Origin of the sequence: Streptosporangium jomthongense (genome assembly GCF_042650425.1) — a bacterium.
GTDB lineage: Bacteria > Actinomycetota > Actinomycetes > Streptosporangiales > Streptosporangiaceae > Streptosporangium.
Genome location: NZ_JBHSBC010000032.1, coordinates 12,525 through 38,326, shown reverse-complemented (window position 1 = coordinate 38,326; position 25,802 = coordinate 12,525). Strand labels below are relative to the sequence as shown.

The 25,802-nt window shown below is 70.3% G+C and carries 24 protein-coding genes; 18 read left to right on the top strand and 6 right to left on the bottom strand.

Going from position 1 to position 25,802, the window contains the following annotated elements; all coding sequences use genetic code 11:
- The first annotated feature begins 46 nt into the window (after positions 1–46).
- The 6 genes from ACFOYY_RS25745 to ACFOYY_RS25720 all read left to right on the top strand — a co-directional run bounded on the left by ACFOYY_RS25745 (position 47) and on the right by ACFOYY_RS25720 (position 5,308).
- Entirely contained in the window at positions 47–649 is a 603-nt protein-coding gene (locus ACFOYY_RS25745; RefSeq protein ID WP_352009517.1) for an ArsR/SmtB family transcription factor, read from the top strand.
- 227 nt (positions 650–876) lie between these two features.
- On the top strand, positions 877–1,779 hold the full coding sequence (rpsB, locus tag ACFOYY_RS25740; RefSeq protein WP_352009516.1) for a 30S ribosomal protein S2: 903 nt from the start codon (positions 877–879) through the stop codon (positions 1,777–1,779).
- Between the two features lie 109 nt (positions 1,780–1,888).
- Entirely contained in the window at positions 1,889–2,722 is an 834-nt protein-coding gene (gene tsf, locus ACFOYY_RS25735; protein ID WP_352009515.1) for a translation elongation factor Ts, read from the top strand.
- Between the two features lie 125 nt (positions 2,723–2,847).
- Positions 2,848–3,546 carry a UMP kinase gene (gene pyrH, locus ACFOYY_RS25730; protein ID WP_386192836.1) on the top strand — a complete coding sequence of 233 codons (699 nt, stop codon included), beginning with the start codon at positions 2,848–2,850 and terminating at the stop codon, positions 3,544–3,546.
- Between the two features lie 305 nt (positions 3,547–3,851).
- Complete coding sequence (gene frr, locus ACFOYY_RS25725) at positions 3,852–4,409, top strand: ribosome recycling factor (protein WP_352009513.1); 558 nt, start codon at positions 3,852–3,854, stop codon at positions 4,407–4,409.
- A gap of 68 nt (positions 4,410–4,477) precedes the next feature.
- Positions 4,478–5,308: a phosphatidate cytidylyltransferase gene (locus tag ACFOYY_RS25720; RefSeq protein WP_352009512.1), complete on the top strand. Its 831-nt coding sequence runs from the start codon at positions 4,478–4,480 to the stop codon at positions 5,306–5,308.
- A 4-nt stretch (positions 5,309–5,312) separates the two neighbouring features.
- Here the strand turns inward: ACFOYY_RS25720 and ACFOYY_RS25715 are convergent, their stop codons facing one another.
- Positions 5,313–6,392, bottom strand: coding sequence for a suppressor of fused domain protein (locus ACFOYY_RS25715; RefSeq protein WP_352009511.1), 1,080 nt, complete (start codon positions 6,390–6,392; stop codon positions 5,313–5,315).
- A 75-nt stretch (positions 6,393–6,467) separates the two neighbouring features.
- Here ACFOYY_RS25715 and rlmN point away from each other — a divergent pair, with 75 nt between their 5' ends.
- Positions 6,468–7,598, top strand: a complete 1,131-nt coding sequence (gene rlmN / locus ACFOYY_RS25710) for a 23S rRNA (adenine(2503)-C(2))-methyltransferase RlmN (RefSeq protein WP_386192832.1) — start codon at positions 6,468–6,470, stop codon at positions 7,596–7,598.
- Between the two features lie 140 nt (positions 7,599–7,738).
- On the opposite strand, the gene ACFOYY_RS25705 is transcribed toward rlmN, so the two are convergent.
- From ACFOYY_RS25705 to ACFOYY_RS25695, 3 genes are all read right to left on the bottom strand, one after another.
- Entirely contained in the window at positions 7,739–8,401 is a 663-nt protein-coding gene (locus ACFOYY_RS25705; protein WP_352009509.1) for a hypothetical protein, read from the bottom strand.
- Between the two features lie 94 nt (positions 8,402–8,495).
- Complete coding sequence (locus ACFOYY_RS25700; protein ID WP_386192828.1) at positions 8,496–9,206, bottom strand: ABC transporter ATP-binding protein; 711 nt, start codon at positions 9,204–9,206, stop codon at positions 8,496–8,498.
- 179 nt (positions 9,207–9,385) lie between these two features.
- Positions 9,386–9,880, bottom strand: coding sequence for an Lrp/AsnC family transcriptional regulator (locus ACFOYY_RS25695; RefSeq protein ID WP_352009507.1), 495 nt, complete (start codon positions 9,878–9,880; stop codon positions 9,386–9,388).
- A 197-nt stretch (positions 9,881–10,077) separates the two neighbouring features.
- Here ACFOYY_RS25695 and ACFOYY_RS25690 point away from each other — a divergent pair, with 197 nt between their 5' ends.
- The 10 genes from ACFOYY_RS25690 to ACFOYY_RS25645 all read left to right on the top strand — a co-directional run bounded on the left by ACFOYY_RS25690 (position 10,078) and on the right by ACFOYY_RS25645 (position 21,089).
- A complete protein-coding gene (locus tag ACFOYY_RS25690) occupies positions 10,078–11,535 on the top strand; it encodes a gamma-aminobutyraldehyde dehydrogenase (protein WP_386192824.1) in 1,458 nt (485 codons plus the stop codon).
- 26 nt (positions 11,536–11,561) lie between these two features.
- A complete protein-coding gene (locus ACFOYY_RS25685) occupies positions 11,562–12,716 on the top strand; it encodes an ABC transporter ATP-binding protein (RefSeq protein WP_352009505.1) in 1,155 nt (384 codons plus the stop codon).
- A gap of 14 nt (positions 12,717–12,730) precedes the next feature.
- Positions 12,731–13,975, top strand: coding sequence for a polyamine ABC transporter substrate-binding protein (locus ACFOYY_RS25680; protein ID WP_352010156.1), 1,245 nt, complete (start codon positions 12,731–12,733; stop codon positions 13,973–13,975).
- 12 nt (positions 13,976–13,987) lie between these two features.
- Entirely contained in the window at positions 13,988–14,839 is an 852-nt protein-coding gene (locus tag ACFOYY_RS25675; RefSeq protein WP_352009504.1) for an ABC transporter permease, read from the top strand.
- On the top strand, positions 14,836–15,651 hold the full coding sequence (locus tag ACFOYY_RS25670; protein WP_386192821.1) for an ABC transporter permease: 816 nt from the start codon (positions 14,836–14,838) through the stop codon (positions 15,649–15,651). Before ACFOYY_RS25675 ends, ACFOYY_RS25670 begins: the two co-directional genes overlap by 4 nt.
- 171 nt (positions 15,652–15,822) lie before the next feature.
- Positions 15,823–17,217: an NAD(P)/FAD-dependent oxidoreductase gene (locus ACFOYY_RS25665; protein ID WP_352010155.1), complete on the top strand. Its 1,395-nt coding sequence runs from the start codon at positions 15,823–15,825 to the stop codon at positions 17,215–17,217.
- A 71-nt stretch (positions 17,218–17,288) separates the two neighbouring features.
- On the top strand, positions 17,289–18,173 hold the full coding sequence (locus ACFOYY_RS25660) for an alpha/beta hydrolase (protein WP_386192818.1): 885 nt from the start codon (positions 17,289–17,291) through the stop codon (positions 18,171–18,173).
- A 129-nt stretch (positions 18,174–18,302) separates the two neighbouring features.
- Positions 18,303–19,481 carry a DUF418 domain-containing protein gene (locus tag ACFOYY_RS25655; protein WP_386192816.1) on the top strand — a complete coding sequence of 393 codons (1,179 nt, stop codon included), beginning with the start codon at positions 18,303–18,305 and terminating at the stop codon, positions 19,479–19,481.
- Between the two features lie 8 nt (positions 19,482–19,489).
- Positions 19,490–19,795 carry a hypothetical protein gene (locus tag ACFOYY_RS25650; RefSeq protein ID WP_386192813.1) on the top strand — a complete coding sequence of 102 codons (306 nt, stop codon included), beginning with the start codon at positions 19,490–19,492 and terminating at the stop codon, positions 19,793–19,795.
- 91 nt (positions 19,796–19,886) lie between these two features.
- Positions 19,887–21,089 carry a cation:proton antiporter gene (locus ACFOYY_RS25645; protein ID WP_386192811.1) on the top strand — a complete coding sequence of 401 codons (1,203 nt, stop codon included), beginning with the start codon at positions 19,887–19,889 and terminating at the stop codon, positions 21,087–21,089.
- A 6-nt stretch (positions 21,090–21,095) separates the two neighbouring features.
- On the opposite strand, the gene ACFOYY_RS25640 is transcribed toward ACFOYY_RS25645, so the two are convergent.
- The gene (locus ACFOYY_RS25640) at positions 21,096–22,031 is read right to left on the bottom strand and encodes a carbohydrate kinase family protein (RefSeq protein ID WP_386192808.1); all 936 of its coding nucleotides are present in this window, start codon (positions 22,029–22,031) and stop codon (positions 21,096–21,098) included.
- Positions 22,032–22,107: 76 nt separating this feature from the next.
- On the opposite strand from ACFOYY_RS25640, the gene ACFOYY_RS25635 reads away from it, so the two are divergent.
- On the top strand, positions 22,108–23,040 hold the full coding sequence (locus ACFOYY_RS25635; RefSeq protein WP_386192807.1) for a phosphotransferase family protein: 933 nt from the start codon (positions 22,108–22,110) through the stop codon (positions 23,038–23,040).
- 13 nt (positions 23,041–23,053) lie between these two features.
- Here the strand turns inward: ACFOYY_RS25635 and ACFOYY_RS25630 are convergent, their stop codons facing one another.
- Positions 23,054–25,741 carry a PEP/pyruvate-binding domain-containing protein gene (locus tag ACFOYY_RS25630; RefSeq protein ID WP_386192804.1) on the bottom strand — a complete coding sequence of 896 codons (2,688 nt, stop codon included), beginning with the start codon at positions 25,739–25,741 and terminating at the stop codon, positions 23,054–23,056.
- Positions 25,742–25,802 lie beyond the last annotated feature (61 nt).

The following is a 25,802-nucleotide window of genomic DNA, read 5'->3' as shown; positions in this document are numbered from 1 at the left end:
ATTGTGAAGGCAATCCTTCACATCGAAGGGTGGGTACGGTTTGCACATGACCCAGGAACGTGAGCCGCTCACCGATCCCGTGGCGATGCGCGCCCTCGCCCACCCCGCGCGGCTGGCGATCCTGAACCGGCTCCAGGTCGAGGGGCCCGCCACCGCGACCGAGGTCGCCGAGGTCGTCGGGATCACCCCGAGCGCGGCCAGCTACCACCTGCGCATGCTCGCCAAGTACGGCTTCGCCGAGGACGCGCCGCCCAGGGGCGACGGCAGGGAACGGCTCTGGCGCAGCTCCTCCAAGAGGATGTCCGTCACCCGGAAGCCGGAGGACGGTCCCGAGGTGCGAACGGCCAAGGACCTGCTGATCAAGGTCATGCGCGACCAGGCCGCCGAGGAGGCCGCCCGCGCGCTGGCGGCACTGGACCGGGAGCCCAGGCACTGGCTTGAGGCGACGGCGTTCTCCCGCACGATCCTGCTGGTCGACTCGGAGGAGCTGGGGGATCTCAACCGGCGGATCGACGAGCTGCTCGCCCCCTACCGGCTCACCGCGCGCAGCCGGGACGAGGCCCCCGCGGACGCCAGGGTCGCCGAGGCACAGGTCAACCTCTTCCCCAGGGCCGTACGGCGGCCGCACGGCCTTCCCCGCGACGCGTGAGGGGCCGCCGACGCGCCGAGGTCAGCGGGATGCCCGGCTGAGGGTACAATTTTCGATGGCCTGTGTCTCACGGGCCGACTTCGCATGCCCCATCAGGAACCACATCCATCGGTCCGGGTGAGAACCCGGCTGGAGGCGGTTCGGAGCATCAGGGCGACGGTCGCGGACCGTCGCGTCAACCGAGAACAGCGCCCAGAGATGGGTGCTCCGACCTGGAGGACAATCACATGTCCACCCCCGTCGTCACCATGCGGCAGCTGCTTGAGAGCGGCGTCCACTTCGGTCACCAGACCCGTCGCTGGAACCCGAAGATGAAGCGCTTCATCTTCACCGAGCGCAACGGCATCTACATCATCGACCTGCAGAAGTCGCTGTCCTACATCGACAGGGCCTACGACTTCGTCAAGGAGACCGTCGCGCACGGCGGCACGATCATGTTCATCGGCACGAAGAAGCAGGCGCAGGAGGCCATCGCCGAGCAGGCCGCCCGCGTCGGCATGCCGTACGTCAACCAGCGCTGGCTGGGTGGCATGCTCACCAACTTCTCCACCGTGCACAAGAGGCTCCAGCGTCTGAAGGAGCTTGAGGAGCTCGACTTCGACAACGTCGCGGGCTCGGGGCTCACCAAGAAGGAGCTCCTCATGCGCCGCCGTGAGAAGGAGAAGCTGGAGCGCACCCTCGGCGGTATCCGTGACATGTCCCGCGTGCCCAGCGCGGTGTGGGTCGTGGACACCAAGAAGGAGCACATCGGGATCAGCGAGGCCCGCAAGCTCAACATCCCGGTCGTCGCGATCCTCGACACCAACTGCGACCCGGACGAGGTCGACTACCCGATCCCGGGTAACGACGACGCCATCCGCGCCGTCGGTCTGCTGACCCGCGTCGTCGCCGACGCCGTCGCCGCCGGCCTCATGGCCCGCGCGGGCGCCAACCGCGGTGACGACAAGCCGGCCGTCGCCGGTGGCGCCGAGCCGCTGGCCGAGTGGGAGCAGGAGCTGCTCGCGGGCGCCGAGGCCACCGCCGCGACCGAGGCCGCCCCGGCCGCTGAGGTCACCGAGACCGCCGAGGCCACCGAGGCCGAGGCCGAGGCCGCCGCCCCGGCCGCCGAGGACGCCGACAAGCAGGCCTAGGCCCACCTCGTACGGCCCGGCCGTACGACCCGCAAGGCTCTTTCACGGGTGGGTGCGCCAGCGCGGGGCACCCACCCGATCCACGACGATTCCCACGAGGAAGAAGACAATGGCTTCCGTGAACATGGCCGACGTCAAGCGGCTTCGTGAGCTGACCGCCGCCGGCATGATGGACTGCAAGAAGGCTCTTGAGGAGTCCGAGGGCGACTTCGACCGCGCCGTCGAGCTCCTGCGTCTCAAGGGCGCCAAGGACGTCGGCAAGCGCGAGGCCCGCACCGCCTCCAACGGCCTGATCGCCCTCAAGCAGGACGGCGACTCCTCCGCCGCGCTGCTCGAGCTCAACTGCGAGACTGACTTCGTCGCCAAGGGCGAGCGCTTCCAGGAGCTCGCGGCCCAGGTCGTCGAGCACATCCTGGCCACCAAGCCGGCCGACGTGCCCGCCCTGCTCGACTCCGAGCTCGGTGGCAAGTCCGTCAAGGAGCAGCTGGACGAGGCCAACGCCGCGCTCGGTGAGAAGATCGAGATCCGTAGGTTCGCGGTCCTTGAGGGCGGCTTCATCGGCGCCTACATGCACAAGACCGACCCGCAGCTGCCCCCGGCGGTCGGCGTGCTGGTCCAGCTCGACACGGCCAACGCCGAGGTCGCCAAGGACATCGCGCAGCACGCCGCCGCGATGGCTCCGAAGTACCTCGACTCCGCCGCGGTCCCCGCGGACGTCATCGAGAAGGAGCGCGCGCTCTTCGAGGAGATGACCCGCGAGGAGGGCAAGCCCGAGGCCGCCATCGGCAAGATCGTCGACGGCCGCATCAACGGCTGGTACAAGGACTTCACCCTGCTTGAGCAGGCTTTCGTCAAGGACAACAAGAAGTCCGTCGGCAAGTTCGCCACCGAGAACGGCGTTCAGGTCCAGGCCTTCGTCCGCTACAAGGTGGGCCAGGCTTAGGCTTGACCCAGCTTCTCTCACCAGAGCGTTAGAACAACGAGGAGGCCGCCGCCGTGCAGGAGAAATCAGACCCCGCTACGTCGGCGGTTTCGTCGTACGCGGGCCCGCTTCGCTGGAAACGCGTCATGTTGAAGCTCTCCGGTGAGGCGTTCGCCGGGGGCGAGCCGCTGGGCATCGACCCCCGCGTCGTCGGGCAGCTGGCCGACTCGATCGCCGAGGCGGTCCGCGAGGGCGTCCAGGTCTCGGTCGTGGTCGGCGGCGGCAACATGTTCCGCGGCGCGGCGATGTCCGAGCGCGGCATGGACCGGGCCAGGGCCGACTACATGGGCATGCTCGGCACGGTCATCAACTGCCTGGCCCTCCAGGACTTCCTGGAGAAGCGCGGCATCGACACCCGCGTTCAGACGGCGATCACCATGCAGCAGGTCGCCGAGCCCTTCCTGCCCCGTCGCGCCATCCGCCACCTGGAGAAGGGGCGCGTGGTGATCTTCGGGGCCGGGCTCGGCTCGCCGTTCTTCTCGACCGACACCTGCGCCGCCCAGCGCGCGCTTGAGGTCGGCGCCCAGGCACTGCTCAAGGGAACCCAGGTGGACGGCGTCTACGACGCCGACCCCAGGAAGAACCCCGACGCCGTCAGGTTCGACCACCTCGAATATGGTGAGGTGCTGACCCGCGGTCTCGGTGTCATGGACGCCACCGCCATCAGCCTCTGCATGGACAACGGCCTGCCCATCGTGGTCTTCGACCTCATGGGCGAGGGCAACATCCTGCGGGCCGTACGCGGTGAGAAGATCGGCACGCTGGTGAGCCCGGCAGGGAAATAGGGAACGAGCCTGACGGAGCGAGCGGAGCGGTGGGCGACGTAGGAGTCTCCCGTGAAGTGAGTGAGTCGGGTGAGTGACCTGGAGGTAGGGAACGAGCCTGACGGAGCGAGCGGAGCGGTGGGCGACGTAGGAGTCTCCCGTGAAGTGAGTGAGTCGGGTCGGTGACCCGGAAGACGGGGAGCGAGCCTGACCGCGGTGAGCGGAGCGGAAGGCGGCACCGGCCATATGGAGGGACCCCTCCGGATGGTACGGCGTTCCGCGAAGCGGGTGTGGAATGGTGAGTGACCGAGAAGGCAGGAGCCGCTGTGATTGACGAAACTCTCTTCGAAGCCGAAGAAAAGATGGAGAAGGCCGTGGCCGTGGCGAAGGACGACTTCGCCGGCATCCGCACGGGCCGGGTCACCCCGTCGATGTTCAACAAGATCAGCGCTGAGTACTACGGCGCCCTCACGCCCATTCAGCAGCTGGCCTCGTTCCACGTCCCCGAGGCCCGTATGGTCGTGATCCAGCCCTTCGACAAGGGCTCGATGGCGGCGATCGAGAAGGCGATCCGCAACTCCGACCTCGGCGTCAACCCGGGCAACGACGGTCAGGTCATCCGGGTGGCCTTCCCCGAGCTCTCCGAGGAGCGCCGCAAGGAGTACATCAAGGTCGCCCGCACCAAGGCGGAGCAGTCCCGGGTGTCCGTCCGCAACATCCGCCGTCACGCCAAGGAGACCCTCGACAAGATGGTCAAGGACGGCGACGCGGGCGAGGACGAGGTGCGTCGCGCCGAGAAGGAGCTCGACGACCTCACCCAGAGGCACGTCGCCAAGATCGACGAGCTGCTCAAGCACAAGGAAGCCGAGCTGCTCGAAGTCTGAGCCTGTGATCCTTGTCCCGCCCGGCCTTCCGCGCGGGACAAGGATTTTTCGCATGAGAGTAGGGCCTCGTGGAACCTGCGACGGGCGGTAGCCGTACCGGCCGGAATCTCCCCGTCGCGATCGCGGTGGGTGCCGGTCTGGGAGCGGTCATCATCGCCTCCCTCTATTTCGTCGAGTGGCTCTTTCTCGCCGTGGTGATCGCGGCGGTGGGCATCGGCGTGACGGAGCTCGTCAAGTCGTTCGCGGCCAGGGACATCAACGTCCCGGTGGTCCCGGTTCTGGCCGGGATGGCCATCATGGTCTGCGGCGCCTACTGGGGCGGCAGGGACGGGCCCGCGTGGCTCGTCGGCGCCTTCGCGATGACCGTGCTCGTGCTGATGATCTGGCGGATGTTCCAGGGCACGGAGGGCTACGTCCGCGACATCTCCGCGACCCTGCTGGTGACCGTCTACCCGTCGTTGCTGGCCGGGTTCGTCGGACTTCTGCTCGCCGATGACCAGGGGCCGGACCGGGTGGTCGTCTTCGTCGCGACCACGGCCGCCAGCGACATCGGCGGCTACTTCGCGGGCATCCTGTTCGGCAGGCACAAGATGTCGCCGCGGATCAGCCCGAAGAAGACCTGGGAGGGGCTGGCAGGCTCCGCACTGGCCTGCATGGCCGTCGGCGGCTGGCTGGTCGCGTGGCTGCTCGGCGACGCCGTGTGGAAGGGCGTGCTGATCGGCGCGGTCGCGGTCGCCTTCGCCACGCTGGGAGACCTCGTCGAGTCGGTGATCAAGCGGGACCTCGGCGTCAAGGACATGGGCAGCGTCCTGCCCGGTCACGGTGGCCTGATGGACCGCCTCGACTCGCTGCTGGCCGCGTTGATCCCGATCTGGGCGCTGCTGACGCTGCTGGTGTGAGCCCTCAGGTCCCGGTGATCCGGGCGGAGGAGAGGCGGGGCAGGAGCGCCCGGTGGCCCTCCTCGCCGACCAGGTCGAGCTCCTCGGCGGTGATCGGGACCAGCCACAGCCACTCGACGTCGTCCCCGCCGAAGGCGAAACCCGACAGGTCGGGCAGGCCGGGCAGGCCGCTCAGCATGATGACGCCCCCGTAGGGGGAGCCGAGTGGAAACGTCTCGGGGCGGTGGTACCACCTGGCGGTGTGGCCGTGTCCCAGCCAGGTGACCGAGTGCCAGGGATACTGGGCAAGCCACAGGAAGAGCCTGGCGGCCTCACGCGGGTCGCCGGGGGTGGCGACGGCGAGTTCGATCCTGGTGCGGGCCTGGGGCCGTTCGACGTACTGCTCGACGGTCGGCATCGGCTGGCAGCTCATTCCGACCGTGGACAGGACGGTGTACTCGCGTTGACCCTCGGGGGGCCGTTCCGTGATGCCGACCGTCGGCAGCCGGTCGCCTCCGGCGTCCCAGAACCTGCCCGCCGTGCCCACCGTCCTGTCCAGGTGGCCCATCACGAACTGCTGGAACGTCGCCCAGGCTCCCTCACCCGTCCGCCAGTCCCAGTAGGCGCGGGCCCTGGCCAGTCTGGGGGCCAGCCCCTCCAGGGCCTCCTCAAGCGACCAGGCGAACGGGAACTCTCCGACGGCGTCGAAGGAGTAGCCCGGCATGCCGCGGCTCATGTCGGCCCAGCCAGGAATGACCGCCAGCAACTCGTCGTTCTCGTACAGGGCGACGCCGTCGCCCTCCTCGAACCACAGCGCCCGCAACCTGCCCAGCGGTGCCCTGCCGTCGGGGTGCCCGGTGTTCGCCCTGGGCGCCACCGGGGGAAGCCCGGATTCGGGACGGGACGGGTCGAAGGCCTCGGGGGCGCGGCCGTGGTTTGCCAGCCACACCGCTCCGTGAACCGTGCCGTGAGGCCCGCGCAGGTAAGCTACCGAGGAGGTCTCGTCGCGTTCGACCACCAGGGTGCGGCTCCCGTAGGGATTGACGTCGGTGAACACGACCTCGACGTCGTCTCCCCGCTCGCCCGTGGAGCGGATTGTCGCCATACCTCCGGACTCTAGATCAGGGGCGAGCATCGCTTCCGAAGTATTCGCGTAACCGTCGAGAGAAGGCTTTGCACCGTGTCCACTGCCAGCCAGAGCCAGAGCCGGACTCCCGCCCCCGGCCAGCTCACCTTCGTGGCGCCCCGCAGGGCGAAGCCCGCCCGTCACCTGGCCGATCTGACCATGGCCGAGCGCAAGGCCGCGGTCACGGAGCTCGGTGAGAAGGCGTTCCGCGCGGACCAGCTCTCCCGGCACTACTTCGAGAAGCTCAACGGCGACCCGGCCCTCATGACGGACCTGCCCGCCGCGGCCAGGGAGAAGCTCGCCACCGCGCTGTTCCCGAAGCTGCTGACCTCGGTCAGGGAGCTGACGACCGACAAGGGCACGACCCGTAAGACGCTGTGGCGGCTGTTCGACGGCGCGCTGGTCGAGTCCGTCCTGATGCGCTACCCGGACCGGACGACCATCTGTGTCTCCTCACAGGCGGGCTGCGGGATGAACTGCCCGTTCTGCGCGACGGGCCAGGCGGGCCTGACCCGAAACATGTCCACCGCCGAGATCGTCGAGCAGGTGGTCGCGGGAGCCAGGGCTCTCGCCTCCGGCGAGGTCCCGGGAGGGCCGGGCCGGATCAGCAACGTCGTCTTCATGGGCATGGGCGAGCCGCTGGCCAACTACAAGGCCGTGATCGGGGCCGTGCACAGGCTGGTCGAGCCCGCCCCCTCGGGGCTGGGCATCTCGGCGCGCGGGGTCACGGTCTCGACCGTCGGCCTGGTCCCGGCGATCGGCAAGCTCGCCGAGGAGGGGCTGCCGGTGACGCTGGCGCTGTCGCTGCACGCCCCGGACGACGAACTGCGCGACACCCTGGTGCCGATCAACACCCGCTGGAAGGTGGCCGAGGTCCTCGACGCCGCCTGGAAGTACGCGGCCAGGACCAAGCGCCGTGTCTCGATCGAGTACGCCCTGATCAAGGACATCAACGATCAGGAGTGGCGGGCCGACCTGCTCGGCAAGCTGGTCAGGAACAAGCTCGTGCACGTCAACCTGATCCCGCTCAACCCCACCCCGGGCTCGAAGTGGACCGCCTCCCGCCCGGAGGACGAGCAGGCCTTCGTCCGCCGCCTGGAGTTCCACGGCGTCCCGGTGACGGTCCGCGACACCAGGGGCCGCGAGATCGACGGTGCCTGCGGCCAGCTCGCCGCCGCCGAGTAGCCCCCGAACAGTCCAGGCAACCCCCCAGGCCCTACGGCCAGGCCCCCCGCCCGCCGTACCGGCCCGTCCCCGCACCCGGCGCCCCCCGCCGCACCCGGTCCTCGCCGTCACGCCTTGACACGGGCCAAGGGCGGCGTCCGTCAGGGGCGGGAGCGGCGCAGTCTGAGGTAGGCCAGCACGCCCGCCGCGGACCACAGGAGTGTCGCGGTGGCTATCGGGAGCAGGACCTCGTCGAGCCTGCCCGAGTTGGTCGCCCGCATCCACGGCATGATCGGCACCAGGAAGGACCCGATCGGGGTGAGGCTGAGCAGCAGCATGGCCGTGTAGCCGCCGAACAGGGCCACCAGGGAGGTGGCGGGGGAGGGCAGGATCGGGGCGCTGGCGAGCGCGCCGAGCGCGGTGCCGACGCACACCCCGAGCAGGTGGAGCCCGACGCCGCGCGCCAGGTCGCCCGGCGCGGGCAGGACGCCGAAGCGGATGATCAGGGGGGCCACGATCGCGACCGCCGCCAGGCCGAGGTTGACGGCGAAGGCGGCGACCAGGCCGGAGGTGACCTCCCGGCCGGGGTTTCCCGCCGCCGTCATCGAGATCAGCCGCTGGGTCGGCGGTTCGGTGTCGAGCAGGCTCCTGGCGGCCCAGGCGAAGACGACGATGAGCAGCGCGGCCGAGTCGCTGTAGCCCTCAAGGGCGGGTCCCGGCGACGAGTAGAAGATCGCCAGCATCGCGAACAGGGCGATCACCGGCTGGAGCAGGCGGTGCGACCGGGTGTAGGCGGCCAGCTTGAAACGGACGAGGGGGATCATCTGGCCTTCCTGGGCGTTGCGGCCGCCTTCGGATGGGGGAGGGCGCCGTAGGGAGTGATCTGCCTGACGCCGGGAAGGCGTGACGCGGAGGGGGTCACAGGGCCCGCCTGGTCGTGTAGCCGTCGGCGTGGAGCTTCTGCTCGACCTCGTCGGCCTCCGCGGCGTCGACGAGCACCTCGATCACGACCTGCTTGGGGCGCTCTCCCGCCTGGGTGGTCACCGTACCGCCCGCGACAAGCCAGTGGTCGGCGCCGGGGAAGTTCTCCAGCTGGTTCTGGTGGTCGCTCACCACGACCGTCCCGCCGTTCGCGGCGATCTCGCCGATCATGGCGGGCAGTTCGCCCCGGGTGTGCGCGTCGAGCCCGGCGAAGGGCTCGTCCAGGATGAGCAGGTCCGGCGGGTCCAGCAGCGACTGGATGAGCCCGATCTTCTGGGCGCTGCCCTTCGACAGGTCGCCGAGCGGCTGTTCGAGCAGGTGGGTCGCCTCAAGCCGGTCGGCGAGGTGTCCTATGGCGGCGGGGGAGACCCCCCGGATCTCGGCCATGTGGGTCAGGTAGGCGGTGACGGTGAACGGCTGGCCGATGGGGAAGACGTCGGGGGCGTAGCCGACGACGCGGGGCCGTTGGGCGACGGTGCCCTTGGAGGGCGGGACGATCCCGGCCAGCAGGCGCAGCAGGGTGGACTTGCCGGCTCCGTTCTTGCCGGTGACCTCGATGACGGAGCCGGGCCGTAGCGTGAGGTCGATGTCCCGCAGCACCCACGGACCGCGTCGCGAGTATCTGAAGAACACCTTGGAGAGCCGCATGCCTGGTACCACTTTCGTGATCACCCGTTTCCGTCGCTGAGGCGCGCGTGTGGTCGCGGGGGAAACGCTAGCAATTAGGAAATAAAGTTAACAGAAAGCGTGCCGCCCCAGGAGGCCGGTGGGTCCCCCAAGGAATGTCCCAGAAGGGTAGTGGGCCTCCCGAGAAACGCTCCAAGGGGTCAGCGGGTGCCCCAGGAGTAGGTCTGCTTGTGGAGCTTGAGGAAGACGAACGTCTCCGTGCCGCGGACCGCGGGAATGGCGCGGATCTTGCCCAGGATCTCCAGCAGGTGCTGGTCGCTCTCGCAGACCGCCTCGACCATGATGTCCATCGCGCCCGCGGTCAGCACGACGTAGTCGAGCTCGGCGATGAGAGACAGCTCCTGGGCCACCGCCTCCAGGTCGCCCTCGCACTTGATGCCGATCAGGGCCTGGCGGGAGAAGCCGAGGGTCAGCGGGTCGGTGACCGCGACGATCTGCATGACACCGCCGTCGATCAGGCGCTGGACCCGCTGGCGCACCGCGGCCTCGGACAGGCCGACCGCCTTGCCGATCGCCGCGTACGGCTTGCGCCCGTCCGCCTGTAACTGCTCGATGATCTTCTTTGAGATCTCGTCGAGGACGACGGTGCCGGGTCTGGCGTCGTTCTCGCGGCGTGCCTTGGACGGGGTCGTCATGCGCGCTCCCTGAGACGTCCTGATGCGTGTGTGTCGCCGGTGTTCTCGCGGCTCTGGTGCGACATCGTGTCAGTTATTACGTCTCTGTCAAGCGATTTCGTAGCAATTTGATATCTTAACAACGAAATCCCTTGTCGAGGGTCTTCTCCTCTGTAAGAGTCTCGACGACTCAGCTCGAAAGAACTAGGAGGTCAACGGTGACCACCCCGGTTGAGAACCGTGAATCCGCCCGGCTGCGCAACTACGTCGACGGTGAGCTCGTGGACGCCAGAAGCGGCAGGTTCTCCGACGTCATCGACCCCTGCACCGGGGAAGCCTATCTTCAGGCCCCGGTCTCCGGAGCCGAGGACGTCGACGCCGCCTACGCCGCCGCGACCGCCGCCTTCGAGTCGTGGAGCCAGACCACCCCGGGTGAGCGCGCCGGTCTGCTGCTGAAGGTCGCCGACGCGATCGAGGCCAGGGCGGATGAGCTGAACGAGGCCGAGTGCCGCAACACCGGCAAGCCGCTCGCCCGCATGGCCGAGGACGAGACCCCGGTGGCCGCCGACCACTTCCGGTTCTTCGCGGGCGCCGCGCGCACGCTTGAGGGGCCGACGTCGGGTGAGTTCCTCGCCGACCACACCTCCGTGATCAGGCACGAGCCGATCGGCGTCGTCGGCCAGGTCACGCCGTGGAACTACCCGCTGATGATGGCGGTGTGGAAGATCGCCCCCGCGCTCGCCGCGGGTAACACCGTGGTGCTCAAGCCCTCCGACACCACCCCGGTCTCCACCGTCAAGCTCGCCGAGATCATCGGTGAGATCCTGCCGAAGGGCGTCTTCAACGTCGTCGTCGGCGACCGCGAGACCGGCGCGCTGGTCGTCGGCCACCCGTCGGCCCAGATGGTCGCGATCACCGGCTCCGTCGGCGCGGGCATGGCCGTGGCCAGGTCGGCGGCCGACGACCTCAAGCGCGTCCACCTCGAACTGGGCGGCAAGGCCCCCGTGGTGGTCTTCGACGACGTCAAGGACCTCAAGGCGGCCGCCGAGGCCATCGCGACCGCCGGGCTGTACAACGCGGGTCAGGACTGCACCGCGGCCTGCCGGGTGCTGGTCCAGGAGGACGTCCACGACGCCTTCGTCGCCGCGCTCACCGAGGCCGCGGCCGCGACCGTCACCGGTGACCTGTCCGTCGAGGACGCCCTGTACGGCCCGCTCAACAACGCCGCCCAGCTGGAGCGGGTCGCGGGCTTCCTTGAGCGCGTCCCCGGGCACGCCAAGGTGCTGACCGGCGGCGAGCGGGTCGGCGAGCGGGGCTACTTCTTCGCCCCGACCGTCGTCGACGGCCTGCGCCAGGACGACGAGATGGTGCAGAACGAGGTCTTCGGCCCGGTCATCACGGTGCAGACCTTCTCCGACGAGGCCGACGCGGTCGCCAAGGCCAACGGTGTCAGGTACGGCCTGTCCAGCTCGGTCTGGACCTCCGACCACGGCCGGGCGATGCGGGTCTCCAGGAGGCTGGACTTCGGCGTCGTGTGGGTCAACACCCACATCCCGTTCGTCTCGGAGATGCCGCACGGAGGGTTCAAGCACTCCGGATACGGTAAGGACCTGTCGGTTTTCGGCCTTCACGACTACCTTCGCGTAAAGCACGTCATGCACTACATCGGCGAGTAGCCGCAGACAGAGAGATTAAGCCTGGTATGACCGAAATCCAGGCGGGCTCAGAAGAGGAGGGGGCGGTTGCGGCCGCCCCCTCCTCCCCCCAGGTGCCCGCCATCGAGCTCTCCGGAGTCGTCAAGGAGTACCTCGCCCAGGGTGAGGTCGTCCAGGCGGTCAAAGGGGTCACACTGAGCATCGCCGGAGGCGAGTTCTTCTCCCTCCTGGGGCCCTCGGGCTGCGGCAAGACGACGACCATGCGGATGATCGCCGGGTTCGAGGACCCCTCGCGCGGCACGGTCAGGCTGCACGGCCAGGACGTCACCGGGGTCCCGCCGAACAGGCGCGACGTGAACATGGTCTTCCAGTCCTACGCGCTGTTCCCGCACATGAACGTCTGGGAGAACGTCGCCTTCGGCCTGCGGCGCAGGAAGGTCGCCGAGGCCGAGATCAAACGGCGCGTCGGGGAGATGCTGGAGATCGTCGACCTCACCGGGCGGGAGAAGCGCCGCCCCAGGGAGATGTCCGGCGGCCAGCAGCAGCGCGTCGCCCTGGCCCGCGCCCTGGTCAACAACCCCCGCGCGCTCCTGCTCGACGAGCCGCTCGGCGCGCTGGACCTCAAGCTCCGCCAGGCCATGCAGATCGAGCTCAAGCGCATCCAGCGCGAGGTCGGCATCACCTTCGTCTACGTCACCCACGACCAGAGCGAGGCGCTCACCATGAGCGACCGCATCGCCGTCATGAACGACGGCCTGGTCGAGCAGCTCGCCCCGCCCCGCGAGATCTACGAGCGTCCGGCCACCGCGTTCGTCGCCGGCTTCATCGGCACCTCCAACCTCCTCGACGGCGTCGTCGAGGAGACGGGCGCCGGGCGGGCCGTCCTGCGGGCGGGACACGGAGGGCGCGTCCTGGTCGAGGGGGACGCCCACGTCACGGGGGACCGCGTCGCGGTCACCGTGCGCCCGGAGAAGATCACGATCTCCGCCGGGGAGCCGGAGGGCGACCTCAGCGCGGTGCGCGGCACCGTCTCCGAGGTCGTCTACCTGGGGCTCTACAACAGCTACACGGTGCGCCTCGCCGACGGCGCCGAGATCACCGTCTTCCAGCAGAACGCGCTCGACAGCACGAGCACGGCCGAGCGTGGCGAGGCCGTCTGGTTGTCGTGGCAGGCACGCCACTCGTACGTGATCGGAAGTTGACGTTGACCACAGCCATGGACCCCCGCTCCAACCCCGCCCTGCTGCGGGGCCTGACGCAAAACCGCTCGGTCACCCGCCGCGACGCCCTGCGTCTGGCCGGGCTCTCGGCCGCCGGGCTCGCCCTGGCCGGTTGCGGCATCCAGGGCAAGAAGCCCGTGACCACACCGAAGAAGGACGCGGTCGCCGACTTCTGGACCGGTAAGAAGCGCAACGGGACGATGCGGTTCGCCAACTGGCCGCTGTACATCGACAAGGACGGCAAGAGGTACCCGTCGCTGGAGATGTTCACCGCCGACACCGGGATCAAGGTCTCCTACAAGGAGGTCATCCAGGAGATCCCGTCCTTCTTCGGCAAGATCCAGCCGCTGCTCGCCGCGGGCAACGACATCGGCCACGACCTGATGGTGCTGACCAACGGCATCCACCTCGGCCGGGCCATCCAGCTCGACTACCTGGCCCCGCTGGACCACTCCAAGCTGCCCAACTTCGCCGCCAACGCCGCGCAGAAGGTCAAGAACCCGACGTGGGACCCGGGCAACGCCCACACGATCCCGTGGACGGTCGGGCTGACCGGCATCGCCTACAACCCCAAGTACGTCGACGAGGTCAAGAGCGTCGAGGACCTCTGGAACCCCAAGTACAAGGGCAAGGTCGGCATGATGACCGACAGCGAGGAGATCGCCAACGTCGGGCTGTTCTCCCTGGGCATCGACCCCGACACCTCGACGGAGGCCGACTGGCGCAAGGCGGCCGAGCGGCTCCAGGCGCAGCGCGACGCGGGGCTGGTGCGCAAGTACTACGAGAACGACTACGTGGACGCGCTCGCCAGGGGCGACGTGTGGATCACCATGGCCTGGTCGGGCGACATCTTCCAGCAGGTCGCCGAGGGCAAGGACCTCAAGTTCGTGGTCCCCCAGGAGGGCGGCACGATCTGGACCGACAACATGTGCATTCCCAGGACCGCGCAGAACCCGGTGGACGCGCTGACGTACATGGACTACGTCTACCAGCCCAAGATCGCGACGACCCTGGTCGAGGCCATCAACTACATCACGCCGGTCCCGGCGACCAAGGACCTGGTCCTCGCCGACGCGGCCAAGCAGTCCGGTGAGGACAAGGCGGCGCTCGAACAGCTGGCGAACAGCCCGATGATCTACCCCTCGGACGCCGACATGGCCAGGCTGCGTTCCTACGTGACCCTCGACGGGGCCAAGGAGAAGACCTTCGAGTCCATCTTCCAGCCGATCACCCAGGGCTGACGGAGAGCCCCGGTGAAGCGCCTCACCCCCTACCTGCTCATCCTGCCGGGCGGTCTGTGGTTACTGATCTTCCTGGTGGTGCCGATGGTCTTCATGGCCTCGGTCTCCACCCAGGAGGGCGACATCCTGAACGGCTTCGTGCAGACCTTCGACTTCTCCGTGTACGGCGACGCCCTGACGCGCTACCAGACGCAGTTCCTGCGCTCGGTCGGGTACGGCCTCGTGGGCACGGCCGTCTCCATCGCGATGGCCTATCCGGTGGCGTACTGGATCGCCTTCAGGGGCGGTTCCCGCAAGTCCACCTACCTGCTGCTGGTGCTGCTGCCGTTCTTCGTGTCGTTCGTGCTGCGCACGGTCTCGTGGAAGTTCCTGCTGGCCGACGACGGCCTGCTGCTGTCGCCGTTGAAGGCGATGGGCCTGGTGGCCCAGGACTTCCACGTCCTGCAGACCACGGTCGCGGTGATCGGCGGCCTGGTCTACAACTACCTGCCGTTCATGATCCTGCCGATCTACGTGGCGCTCGAACGGATCGACCCCCGGGTGGTCGAGGCGGCCCAGGACCTCTACGCGGCCAGGAGCCAGGCCTTCACGAAGGTCGTGCTGCCGCTCTCGCTGCCCGGGGTCTTCGCCGGGGTGCTGATGACGTTCGTCCCGATGACCGCCGACTACGTCAACGCCGGGATCCTCGGCGGCCCGGCCAACACGATGATCGGCAACATCATCCAGACCGAGTATCTCGTCAACGCCGACTATCCGACCGCGGCGGCGCTGTCGTTCACGCTGATGGCGGTGATGCTGGTCGGCATCTTCGCCTACGCCAGGGCGCTGGGCACCGAGAACGTGCTGGAGGCGGCGGCCCGATGAGCGCACCGGAGATCACGAAGTCCAGGGTGCCCAGGGTCAGGCTCGGCGAGCGGCTGCTGTGGGGCTACGTCTGGCTGGTCATCGCCTGGCTGTTCCTGCCGATCGTGGTCATGATCGTCTTCGGGTTCAACGACACCGCGAGCAAGTCGAACGTCACCTGGCAGGGCTTCACGCTCAGGTGGTGGGGCAGGCTGGGCGACTATCCCGAGCTGATCGGGGCCGTGGGCAACTCACTGCAGGTGGCCCTGCTCGCCACGCTGATCACCACGGTGATCGGCACCCTCATGGGGCTGGCGCTCGGCCGTCACCGTTTCCGCGGGCAGGGCGCGACCAACCTGGTGCTGTTCGCCGCGATCGCCTCACCCGAGCTCGTCATGGGCGCCTCGCTGCTGTCGCTGTTCGTCAGCGCCGGGGTGGACACCGGGTTCTGGACCGTGGTCGTGGCGCACGTGCTGTTCTCGCTGTCGTTCGTGGCCATCACCGTGCGGGCCAGGGTGATCGGGCTCGACAGGTCGGTCGAGGAGGCGGCCAGGGACCTGGGCGCCTCCACCTGGACCACCTTCTGGCGGGTGACGTTCCCGATGATCCTGCCCGGCGTCGTCTCCGGCGCGCTGCTGGCCTTCGCGCTGTCCATCGACGACTTCGTGATCACCCAGTTCACCAGCGGGGCCATGGAGACCTTCCCGCTGTGGATCTGGGGGGCCACCAGGATCGGCATCCCGCCGCAGGTCAACATCCTGGGAACGCTTATATTCGCGGTAGGCGTCGTGATCGCCGTGGTCAACACGGTGACCGCCCGCCGCCGCACTTGACCGTCGCCTGAGCCCGTGCCGCCGCCGGTGGCACGGGCTCAGGCGCATCAGGATCCTCGACAGAGAACAGGGAGGCGAGATCGGACTCAGGCGGGGGGAACCCGCGCGTGGCCCCCAAGGCCCCGCGACACACACAAAGACTCTTTGACTCACCGTAGGGAAGTGAGATTTGTGGATCCGCTGAAGGCTCTTGCTGACGCGGAGCGCAAGCCGTACTGGCTCGACAGTCCGGCGAAACCCGAGCCGCTGCCGCGGCTCTTCGGAAACACGACCGCCGGGCTCGCGGTGGTCGGCGGTGGCTTCTCGGGGCTGTGGACGGCCCTGATGGCCAAGGAGCGGGACCCGTCGCTGGACGTCGTCCTGCTGGAGGGAAAGAAGATCGGCTGGGCGGCGTCCGGTCGTAACGGCGGATTCGCCATGGCGACGCTCACCCACGGCATCGCCAACGGCCTTGAGCGCTGGCCGGAGGAGATCGCCCTCCTCGAACACATGGGACTGACCAACCTCGACGAGCTCGGCGAGACGGTCGCCAGGTACGGCATCGACTGCGGCTACGAGCGGACCGGGGAGCTGCACGTGGCCACCGAGCCGTGGCAGCTCGCGGAGATGCACCAGAGCGTCGAGGTCGCCAGGGAGCTGGGTGTCCGTTTCGACGTCCTCGACCAGGACCAGGTCAGGGCGGAGGTGAACTCGCCCACCTACGTGGGAGGCCACTGGGAGCGTGACGGCTGCGCCATGCTCGACCCCGCCCGGCTGGCCTGGGGCCTCAGGCAGGCCTGTCTCTCACTGGGCGTGCGCGTCCACGAGCGCACGCCGGTCAGGCACATGCGGGACACCGGGACGCACATGGAGCTGCTCACCCCGCACGGCACGGTCAGGGCCGAGAAGGTGGCGCTCGGCACCGGAGTGTTCCAGCCACTGCTGCGCAGGCTGAAGCACTTCCTGGTGCCGGTCTACGACTACGCGCTGATGACCGAGCCCCTGTCGGAGGAGCAGCTGGCATCGGTCGGCTGGCACAACCGGCAGGGCGTCGGAGACTCGGCCAACCAGTTCCACTACTACCGGCTGACCTCGGACAACCGCATCCTCTGGGGCGGCTACGACGCGGTCTACTACAACGGCGGGAGGATCAAGCCGGAGTACGAACAGCGCGACGAGACCTTCGTCAAACTGGCCGAGCACTTCTTCACGACCTTCCCGCAGCTGTCGGGGCTGCGCTTCACCCACCGGTGGGGCGGCGTCATCGACACCTGCAGCCGTTTCAGCGCCTTCTACGGAACCGCGCACGGCGGACGCCTGGCCTACGCCGCCGGATACACCGGCATGGGGGTCGGCGCGACCAGGTTCGGGGCGAACGTCATGCTCGACCTGCTCGGCGGCGAATCGACCGAGCGGACCGAGCTGCGGATGGTCAGGGAGAAGCCGCTGCCGTTCCCGCCGGAGCCGGTCCGCTCCGCCGGGATCCAGATGACCCGCTGGTCGATCGCCCAGGCCGACCTCCACCAGGGCCGTCGCAACCTCTGGCTGCGCACCCTGGACAAGATGGGTCTCGGGTTCGACTCCTAGCCGTCGTCCCCGGCTCTCGGCGCGTACGGCCGAGGGCCGGGGACGTTCGCGGAGCCGTACAGTCTGGGGGCATGAGCGAGAGGGTTGAGTTCGAGGCCGACGGGATCACACTCGTCGGTGACCTGCGCGTGCCCGAGGGGCCGGGGCCGCGTCCGGCGCTGGTGCTGACCGGGCCGTTCACCGGGACACGCGGCCAGGTCGCCGGCCGCTACGCCGAGGCGCTGACCGGGGCCGGCTACGTGACGCTGGCCTTCGACCACCGCAACTGGGGCGAGTCGGGCGGCACGCCGCGCGGGCACGAGGATCCGCAGGGCAAGCTGCGCGACCTGCGGGCCGCGGTCTCGCTGCTGCGCTCGCGTCCCGAGGCGGACGGCGGCCGGATCGGAGCGGTCGGGATCTGCCTCGGCGCGGGCTACGCGCTCAGGTTCGCCGCCCTCGACCCCCGGGTCGGGGCCTTCGCGGGCATCGCGGGGTCCTACGGCAATCCGTACGGCACGCGCGCCACGATGGGGGCGGGCTACCGGGAGGCGCTGGCCCGCCACGCCGAGGTCATGGAGCGTCAGGACCGGGGCGGGGAGGTGGAGTACCTGCCCGCCGTGGCGCAGGAGGGCGAGGCGGCCATGCCGGGGCCGGAGCCGTTCGACTACTACGGCACGAGGCGGGGCGCCTGCCCGCACTGGCGCAACCGGGTCACCAGGGCCTCCCTGGGTGAGCTGCTCACCGTGGACGACATGACCGGCGCCGACTTCCTGGCCCCGACGCCGGGCCTGGTCGTGCACGGGGTGATCGACCGGATGAGCTCCCCGGAGGGCGCCGAGGAGGTCTACCGGCGGATGGAGGGGCCCAAGCGGCTCGTCTGGGTGGACGCCCGGCGGCACACCGACCTCTACGACGTCGAGCCCTGCGTCACCCGGGCGGTCGAGGCCACGGCGGAGTTCCTCGCCGAACACCTCTGAAGGGCGACATATCTGGATTTGTCGGTCTAGAGATCGCCCCAGCGGGGGAGAGGCTACATAGATCGATGTAGCCGACGGATGGGTCCGCGCGACGATGTCCCGCGGGCCGAGGACGGCGATCGTTGAAGGGTGACGACGCGACGCATCGACGTGCTCGACGTGCTCAGGGGCATCGCCATCATGGGCACGCTCGGCACCAACATCTGGATCTTCACCGACCCCCTGGGGCCGGCCGGGGTCATGGACGCCCTCTCCGGGAGCGGGGCGGCCGATACCTTCCTGCACTTCCTGGCCAACGGCAAGTTCCTGGCCCTGCTCAGCCTGCTGTTCGGGGTGGGCATGGAGCTGCAGTACCGCTCGGCCGTACGGCGTGGCGTCACCTGGCCCGGCCGGTACCTGTGGCGGGCGGCGCTGCTGTTCGTCGAGGGACTGCTCCACTACGTGCTGATCTTCGAGTTCGACGTACTCATGGGCTACGCCGTGGTCTCGGTCCTGGTGGCCTTCCTCATCGGCAGGAGCGACCGGGTGGTCAGGGCCTGGGTGATCGTGACGGGGACGGTGTTCACCGCCGTGATCGGCCTGGTCACCCTCGCCCTCCTGTACGGCGTCGCCGGTCTGTCCTCAGGGGCCGCGCCGTCGAGACGGTTCGCCGAGGGCGGTTACCTCGACCAGGTCACCGCCAGGATCGTCAACATGGGCACCTACCGCTTCGAAGCCGTGTTCATCGTCCCGCTGGGCGTCGTGCTGTTCCTGCTCGGCTCCCGCCTGGTGCGGGCGGGGGTCTTCGAGGACTCGGAACGCGGTGCCGTCCTGCGGCGCAGGCTGATGGTCCTCGGGCTCGGCGTCGGCGCGCCGCTGAACCTGCTGACGGCCTTCTCCGGAGAGGGCTGGTTCCTGGTCGACCGCTACCTGCTGCCGCCGCTGGTCGCGCTCGGCCTGCTGGGGCTGGTGACGACGGTCGCGCTCAGGGCGGGGGACGTTCAGGGCCGGATGCGCCGGGGGCTGACGGCCGTCGGCAGGACTGCGCTGAGCTGTTACGTCTTCCAGAACCTGGCGGGGGCGGTGCTCTGCTACGGCTGGGGGCTCGGCCTGGCCACGCGGTTCGAGGGACTGCGGCCGTGGTGGACGGTCGCCGCCTGGGCGGCCATCTGCGCGGTGTTCATGGCGCTGGCCACGCTGTGGCTGCGCCGCTTCGAGCGGGGGCCGCTCGAAATCCTCTGGCAGCGGGCGTACCTGATGTCGTGGCGCCCGGCCCGGGAAACGACGGTGACAGATGATAAAATAACGAACAATTCGCCTCAGGGTTAGGGTCCGGTTTGCAGAAGAGGGTCGTCGGTACGGTCGCCTCCCTTCTGTTCGTTCTGCTCACCGTCATCCACGCGCCGCTCCAGGCGCACCACGGGCTACGCCACGAACCCGGCGTCGCCGTGGCCCTGGCGAGCGGCGCGATCCTGCCCCCGGCCTCGCCGTACAAGGCGGGGCACGGCCTGCCTCCGCCCACGGTCCGGCACGCCGGTCCGGCACGGGTGGTGTGGCTGCGCCCCCGGCCGCCCGTCACCGTCGTCACGCGGGCCGTACACGGCCCGTCCGAACCTCGGGCGCCTCCGTCCGGCGATCTCTGACGCACCAGATCGAGATCGTCCGACGGAGGTTTTTTCATGTTCTACGAATGCGCTTTCACCATGCCCGGAATCAGGCCGGAAGGAGGCCACCGTGGCACTGGGTGACGCTCTCATCGCCCTCGGCGGCTCCTTCCTCGCCGCCGGGATCATCGCCAGGCTCGGCGGCCGGATCGGACTGCCGACGATCCCCCTGTTCATGCTCGCGGGCATCATCTTCGGGCCGCACACCCCCGGGCTCGCCCTCGTGGAGAACCCGGCCGACCTGAAGGTCATCGCCACGCTCGGCCTGATCTTCCTGCTGTTCTACCTCGGCCTGGAGTTCTCCCTCGACAGTCTCATCGCGGGCGGCAGCAGGCTGGCGCTCGCCGGGACCGTCTACATCCTGCTCAACGTCGGGGGAGGCCTGATCTTCGGGTTCGCCCTCGGCTGGGGGACAAGGGAGGCGCTGGTCCTGGCCGGGGTGGTCGGGATCTCCTCCTCGGCCATCGCGACCAAACTGCTCGTCGACCTCGGGCGGATCGGCAACCCGGAGAGCCGCCTCATCCTGGGAATCATCGTGGTCGAGGACATCTTCCTCGCCCTCTACCTGGCGGTGTTGCAGCCGGTGCTCAGCGGTGCCGACTCCTTCGCCGCCGCCGCGCTCTCCTTCGGCAAGGCCTTCGCCTTCCTGATCGCGCTGACCGCGCTGGCCAGGTGGGGCACCCGGTTGGTCGACAGGCTCGTGACCACCAAGGACGACGAGCTGCTCGTGGTGATGTTCACCGGACTGGCGATCCTCACCGCGGGCGTCGCGGAGGAACTCGGCGTCTCCGACGCCATCGGGGCCTTCATGATCGGCCTGATCCTCAGCTCGACCAAGGCCGCGCCGCGCATCCGCCGGCTCGTCCATCCGCTCAGGGACGCCTTCGCGGCCCTGTTCTTCTTCGCGTTCGGCCTGTCCATCGAGCCCGGGGACATGCTCTCCGTCGCCTGGCCCGTCGCCATCGCGGTCGTGCTCACCCTGGTGTTCAACGTGGCGGCGGGGGCACTGGCCGCCAGGATGAACTCCTTCGGCGCGACACAGGCGGTGAACATCTCACTGACCGTGCTCTCCCGAGGGGAGTTCGCCCTGGTCCTGGCGACCATGGCCGTGGCCGCCGGGCTCGACGGCAGGCTCGCGCCGTTCATCGCCGGATACGTGCTCATCCTCGCGCTGTTCGGGCCGCTGATCGCCAGCCGTTCGGAGTGGTTCGCCCGCCTGCTGCCGGGCGGGCGCGAACGGGCCGAGGCCCTCTCCACGGGACCGAGGAGCTAGCGGGGCTCACAGGTCACCGGCCCACGGAGGGTCGGCTCCGGGAACCGAGCAGGTGCGGGCGGCGGCCCCGGCCGCGAAGGCCGCCGCCCGCCCGGCCGCGTCCAGGTCGAGGGCGTCGAGCCGCCCGCCGAGCAGGCCGTCCGCGCGCAGCCGGTGCAGGAACGCGGCGGTGAAGGAGTCACCGGCCCCGACGGTGTCCACGACCCGTACGGCGGGCGCGGGCACCCTCACGCGCAGGCCGTCCAGGGAGACGAGCGCGCCCCCGGGACCGAGGGTCACCACGACCAGCCGGGCACCCGCGGCGTGCCAGGCGTCGCAGGCGCGCTCGGCCGTCTCACCGGGGCGGATCAGCTCCAGGTCGTCGAGGCTCAGCTTGACGACGTCGGCCAGCGCGCACCAGCGGGGCATCGCCTCCCGGTAGCGCTCAAGGGGGACGACGCCGGGGCGTACGTTGGGGTCGATCGAGACGGTCGCCCCGGCGGCGGCCCGCGCGAGCAGCTCCTCGATCCGCCCCGCTCCGGGGTCGTGGACCAGGGCGAGGGAGCCGGTGTGCAGGCAGACGGCGTCGCCGACCCGCTCGCCGGTCAGCTCCGCCGCACTCCACCGCCAGTCGGCCGCTCCCTCGGCGTGGAAGGAGTAGGCCGCCCGTCCCGCCTCGTCCAGGGTGGCGACGGCCAGGACGCTGGGCTCCTGCGCGCTCACGCAGCCGGTCAGATCGACGCCGGAGGCGTCCAGGTGGGCGCGGAACAGCTCCCCGAAGGGATCACGGGAGATCCGCCCGAGGAAGCGGACGGGCGTGCCGAGACGGGCCAGGGCCACGGCGGTGTTGGCGGGACCGCCGCCGGGCAGGACCCGCAGGGCGAGCCCGCCTCCCGGCGCCGTACCGGTGACGAAGGCGTCGGCGACACACTCGCCGAGCACGGCGATCCGATCACGGGACACGTGACGGTCCTTTCCCGAGGCGACCCACCGAGCCGATTCTTACAATCGGGCGGGGAACGGGGACAGGGGGGATGTCGTGTTGCGCGGTCTGGAGATTCCCGACGAGGAACGGCTCGCCGGGCGGATGGCCCGGCAGCTGGCCGACCGGCTGCCGCCGGGGTGCGTGATCTCGCCCTGGCGCCGGGGCGCCGACTACGCCGCGCTGCTCGTCGAGGCGGACGGCGAACGGCGGTTCGTGCTCAGGGTGCCGCTGCGGGAGGTCACCCCGACGGCCTACGACGGGACGGTCGACTTCGGGGCCGTCCTCGAACGCGAGGTCCTGGCGCACGGGGTTCTCGCCCGGGCGGGCGTGCCCGTCGCCGGTCTCAGGGGGTGGCGGCGAGCCCGGGGTGAGGGGGAGCGGTCGTGGATGCTCCTGGACCTCGTCCCCGACGACGGAGCGGCCGAACTCGGCGAAACGCGGTTGCGCCGCCTCGGTGAGGTCCTGGCGCGCGTCCACACGGCGGACGTCCCGGCGTCCCGGCGCGCGGGACTGGGCGCCGACTGCGCCCCGGAGGCGATGGCCAGGCGCATCGAGATCCGGGTGGGCGCGCTGGCCGCCCGCGTCCCCCTCGACGGGCACCGGGCGCTCGTCGAGGCGGCCACGACGGTGGCCGGGGAGCGGGCCGGGCGGGCGCCGCTGCGGCTGCTCCACATGGACCTGCGCAGGGAGAACCTGTGCTTCCACGGGGACGACCTCGTCGCGGTGCTCGACCTGTCCAACTGCACGATGGGCGACCCCGCCGCCGAACTCGGCCGGATGAGGGCCTACGGCCTGCTGGAGGGGCCGCTGCTCGCGGGGTACGGCCAGGCCGGGGGCGAACCGGCCGACGAGCGGACGATCACCGCCTACGCCGCCGACACCTTCGCCCTGCTCGGCCTGCTCGGCACGGACGAGTTCGCCGACCAGGCGCTGGTCGACCGGGCCGTGACGGGCCTCGGGTGGTGTGCGGAGGTGCTGCGCGGATGAGCCTCAGGTCGCCTCAGGTCGTGGTCACCGTTCCCGAGGTGCCGTCGACCGTGATCCGCAGGCCGGTGACGACGTGCTCGGTCGCGTGGGCGACGCCGACGACGGCGGGGATGCCGTACTCCCTGGCCACCACGGCGCCGTGTGAGTTGGCCCCGCCCATCTCCATGACCAGGCCGCCCGCGGTGAGGAACAGCGGCGTCCAGCCGGGGTCGGTCGAGGGGCAGACCAGGATCTCCCCGGGTTCGAGGTGGGCCCCGACGGGGTCGAGGACGACCCTGGCCGTCCCGGTCACCGTCCCCGCCGAGGCGGGGGTCCCGGTCAGCGCGCCGTCGACCGGCTCCGCCGTGGCGACGGCCTCGGGTTCGGTGCCGTCGGACAGCACGACCCTGGGCAGGTGCCTGCGCAGCCGTTCCCGGTCCGCCTGGGCGCGCCGTTCCGCGACGAGCGCCAGGGAACCGGCGGGGTCGGCGGGCGGGGCAGACAGCAGGGCCCTGACCTCGCCGATCGTCAGGAAAAAGACGTCGCCGGGGGAGTCGAGGACGCCGCGGGAGGCCAGTTCGGCCCCGACGGCGGCCAGTTCGGCGCGCATCGCGGCCAGCACGGTCACCACGAGGAACTTGGGCAGCTCACGCAGCCCGGCCAGGGCCCGCGCCCTGCCGAGGGCGAAGCGGACGAGCGGCCCGCGGAGGCCACCGGCCCGGGCGGCGAGTGTCCTGATCATGACGGCCGCCTCCGCGGCGCCCCTGGCGAACACCTCGTCGGGAGCCTGGGAGAGGTCGTCCAGGCGCAGGTAGTTGGCCAGCACGCCCAGGACGTGCGTGGGGTCCTCCGACCAGCGGGGCACCCCCAGGTCGATCTCGGCGACCGCGCGGACGCCGTAGACCGCGAGGAACTCCCGCAGCTCCCGCTGGACCGTCCGCGGCAGCGTCCCGTCGTGGAAGCGCCGGGCCAGGTCGGTGGCGGGGACGGTGAGCAGCAGGGCGGCGGCGTCGGCGTCCCGCCTGATCCGGCCCGCCAGCCGCCACAGGGCCAGGTCCATCTCGGTGGTGACGTTGTGCGGCAGCCCGCGCAGCACGGTCGTCAGCTCCCCGGGCCGGGCCCGCCCGCCCAGGAGACGGGCGGCCAGGCCCAGCATGGCGAACCCGGCGATGGGGCCGGGCACGACGTGGGGAAGCAGGGGGACGGTCCGCGCGCTCAGCGTCCGCTCGACCCGGTCGAGCCGCTCAAGCGGGGTGGCGCTCTCCGGCAGCGGCGCCAGCTCGGCCCGCAGCCGTGACCTGAGGCGTTCGACCCGCCCCCGCGTGGCCCCGGGGTTCAGCACGGCCCGCACGACGTTGGAGGGGACGCGGAAGCGGCGCGCGATCCGCAGCACCCGCCGCAGCGCGGGCAGCACGGAGCGCCGGGTCACCCCGAAACGGGGGTCGTCGAACAGACCGCGCAGCACCACCGCCGACCTGGCCTCCATCACGTCCAGCAGGCGCGGCACGACCGCACGACCGGCCCGTCCGCGCATGACGCCGGTGACGTCGAGGAACAGCCGCCCGGCCGCCTCGGTCAGCTGCGGGGCCCCGGCGGTCACGTCGGCCACGGGGTTCCCCGCCAGCGCCGAGATCGAGGAGGAGATCAGCCGGAAGGCCGAGACGCCCATCGGGGTTAACGGCGCGTAGACGCCCTGCGCGACGCTGAAGGAGAAGTAGATCCGGGGGCCGCCCTCCGCCCGCGCCGCGGCGCTCTCGGGGACGGGGAAGAGGGTGGTGATCGGGCGCGACTGGGTCAGCCACAGCGCGCCGTCGGCGTCGATGGCCCACTCGGTGTCCTGCGGGCTCCCGTAGTGTTCCTCGACCCGCCCGCCCAGCGCGGCCAGCGCCCTGACCTGGTCGTCGGTGACGCAGGCCGACCCCGTCCCGTCCCCGAGGCCGACATGCTCGACGCCGCCCCCGGGCAGCGGCCGTACGGCCAGCAGCTTGTCGCCGGGGCGCCGCCCGGTGATCCGGCCGGTCGCGACGTCCACCACGAAGTGGTCGGGGTTGACGGAGCCGGAGACCACGGCCTCGCCGAGCCCGGGACTGGCGTCGATCACCGCCTCGTGCCGCCTGCCGGTGACGGGGTTGGCGGTGAACATCACCCCGGCGACCTCGGAGGAGACCATCTCCTGGATCACGACGGCCAGCAGGACGGACCGGTGGTCGACGCCGTTGGCCGCCCGGTAGGCGACCGCCCTGTCGGTCCACAGCGAGGCCCAGCAGCGCCTGACCGCGTCGAGCACGGCCTCCTCGCCCACCACGTTGAGGTAGGTGTCCTGCTGCCCGGCGAAGCTGGCGTGCGGCAGGTCCTCGGCGGTCGCCGAGGAGCGCACGGCGACCGGGCCGGAGGGACCGCCGGGACCGCGCACGCCGTGCCGTACGGCCTCGGCGACCTCGGGGGGCACCGGGGCGGCGAGCACGAGGGCGCGGGCCCTGGCGGCCAGTTCGTTCAGGGCCGTGACGTCCCCGGCGGGGGTCGTGGCCAGCGCGTCGAGCACGTCGCCGAGGCCCGCCCCCTCGGTGGCCGCGCGGTAGGCCCGTGTGGTGAGGCAGACCCCGGGCGGGACGGGGAAACCGGCCCTGGTGAGCACGCCGAGGTTGACGGCCTTGCCGCCGGCCAGGGGGAGCGCCTCCGCTCCGATGTCGGAGAACGGCAGGATCAACGGGCTGGCGGACATCGGCGAGCCTCCACAAGGCCACGGGCGGTGATCAGTGTCTTTCTCCCGTAAACGTAGGTCG

What these genes read in the sequence shown, in the direction of transcription:
- ACFOYY_RS25745 (WP_352009517.1), top strand. Translation starts at nt 47, where the DNA reads ATGACCCAGGAACGTGAGCCGCTCACCGATCCCGTGGCGATGCGCGCC.
- rpsB (WP_352009516.1), top strand. Translation starts at nt 877, where the DNA reads ATGTCCACCCCCGTCGTCACCATGCGGCAGCTGCTTGAGAGCGGCGTC.
- tsf (WP_352009515.1), top strand. Translation starts at nt 1,889, where the DNA reads ATGGCTTCCGTGAACATGGCCGACGTCAAGCGGCTTCGTGAGCTGACC.
- pyrH (WP_386192836.1), top strand. Translation starts at nt 2,848, where the DNA reads ATGTTGAAGCTCTCCGGTGAGGCGTTCGCCGGGGGCGAGCCGCTGGGC.
- ACFOYY_RS25715 (WP_352009511.1), bottom strand. Translation starts at nt 6,392, where the DNA reads ATGGCGACAATCCGCTCCACGGGCGAGCGGGGAGACGACGTCGAGGTC.
- ACFOYY_RS25705 (WP_352009509.1), bottom strand. Translation starts at nt 8,401, where the DNA reads ATGATCCCCCTCGTCCGTTTCAAGCTGGCCGCCTACACCCGGTCGCAC.
- ACFOYY_RS25700 (WP_386192828.1), bottom strand. Translation starts at nt 9,206, where the DNA reads ATGCGGCTCTCCAAGGTGTTCTTCAGATACTCGCGACGCGGTCCGTGG.
- ACFOYY_RS25695 (WP_352009507.1), bottom strand. Translation starts at nt 9,880, where the DNA reads ATGACGACCCCGTCCAAGGCACGCCGCGAGAACGACGCCAGACCCGGC.
- ACFOYY_RS25685 (WP_352009505.1), top strand. Translation starts at nt 11,562, where the DNA reads ATGACCGAAATCCAGGCGGGCTCAGAAGAGGAGGGGGCGGTTGCGGCC.
- ACFOYY_RS25680 (WP_352010156.1), top strand. Translation starts at nt 12,731, where the DNA reads ATGGACCCCCGCTCCAACCCCGCCCTGCTGCGGGGCCTGACGCAAAAC.
- ACFOYY_RS25670 (WP_386192821.1), top strand. Translation starts at nt 14,836, where the DNA reads ATGAGCGCACCGGAGATCACGAAGTCCAGGGTGCCCAGGGTCAGGCTC.
- ACFOYY_RS25660 (WP_386192818.1), top strand. Translation starts at nt 17,289, where the DNA reads ATGAGCGAGAGGGTTGAGTTCGAGGCCGACGGGATCACACTCGTCGGT.
- ACFOYY_RS25630 (WP_386192804.1), bottom strand. Translation starts at nt 25,741, where the DNA reads ATGTCCGCCAGCCCGTTGATCCTGCCGTTCTCCGACATCGGAGCGGAG.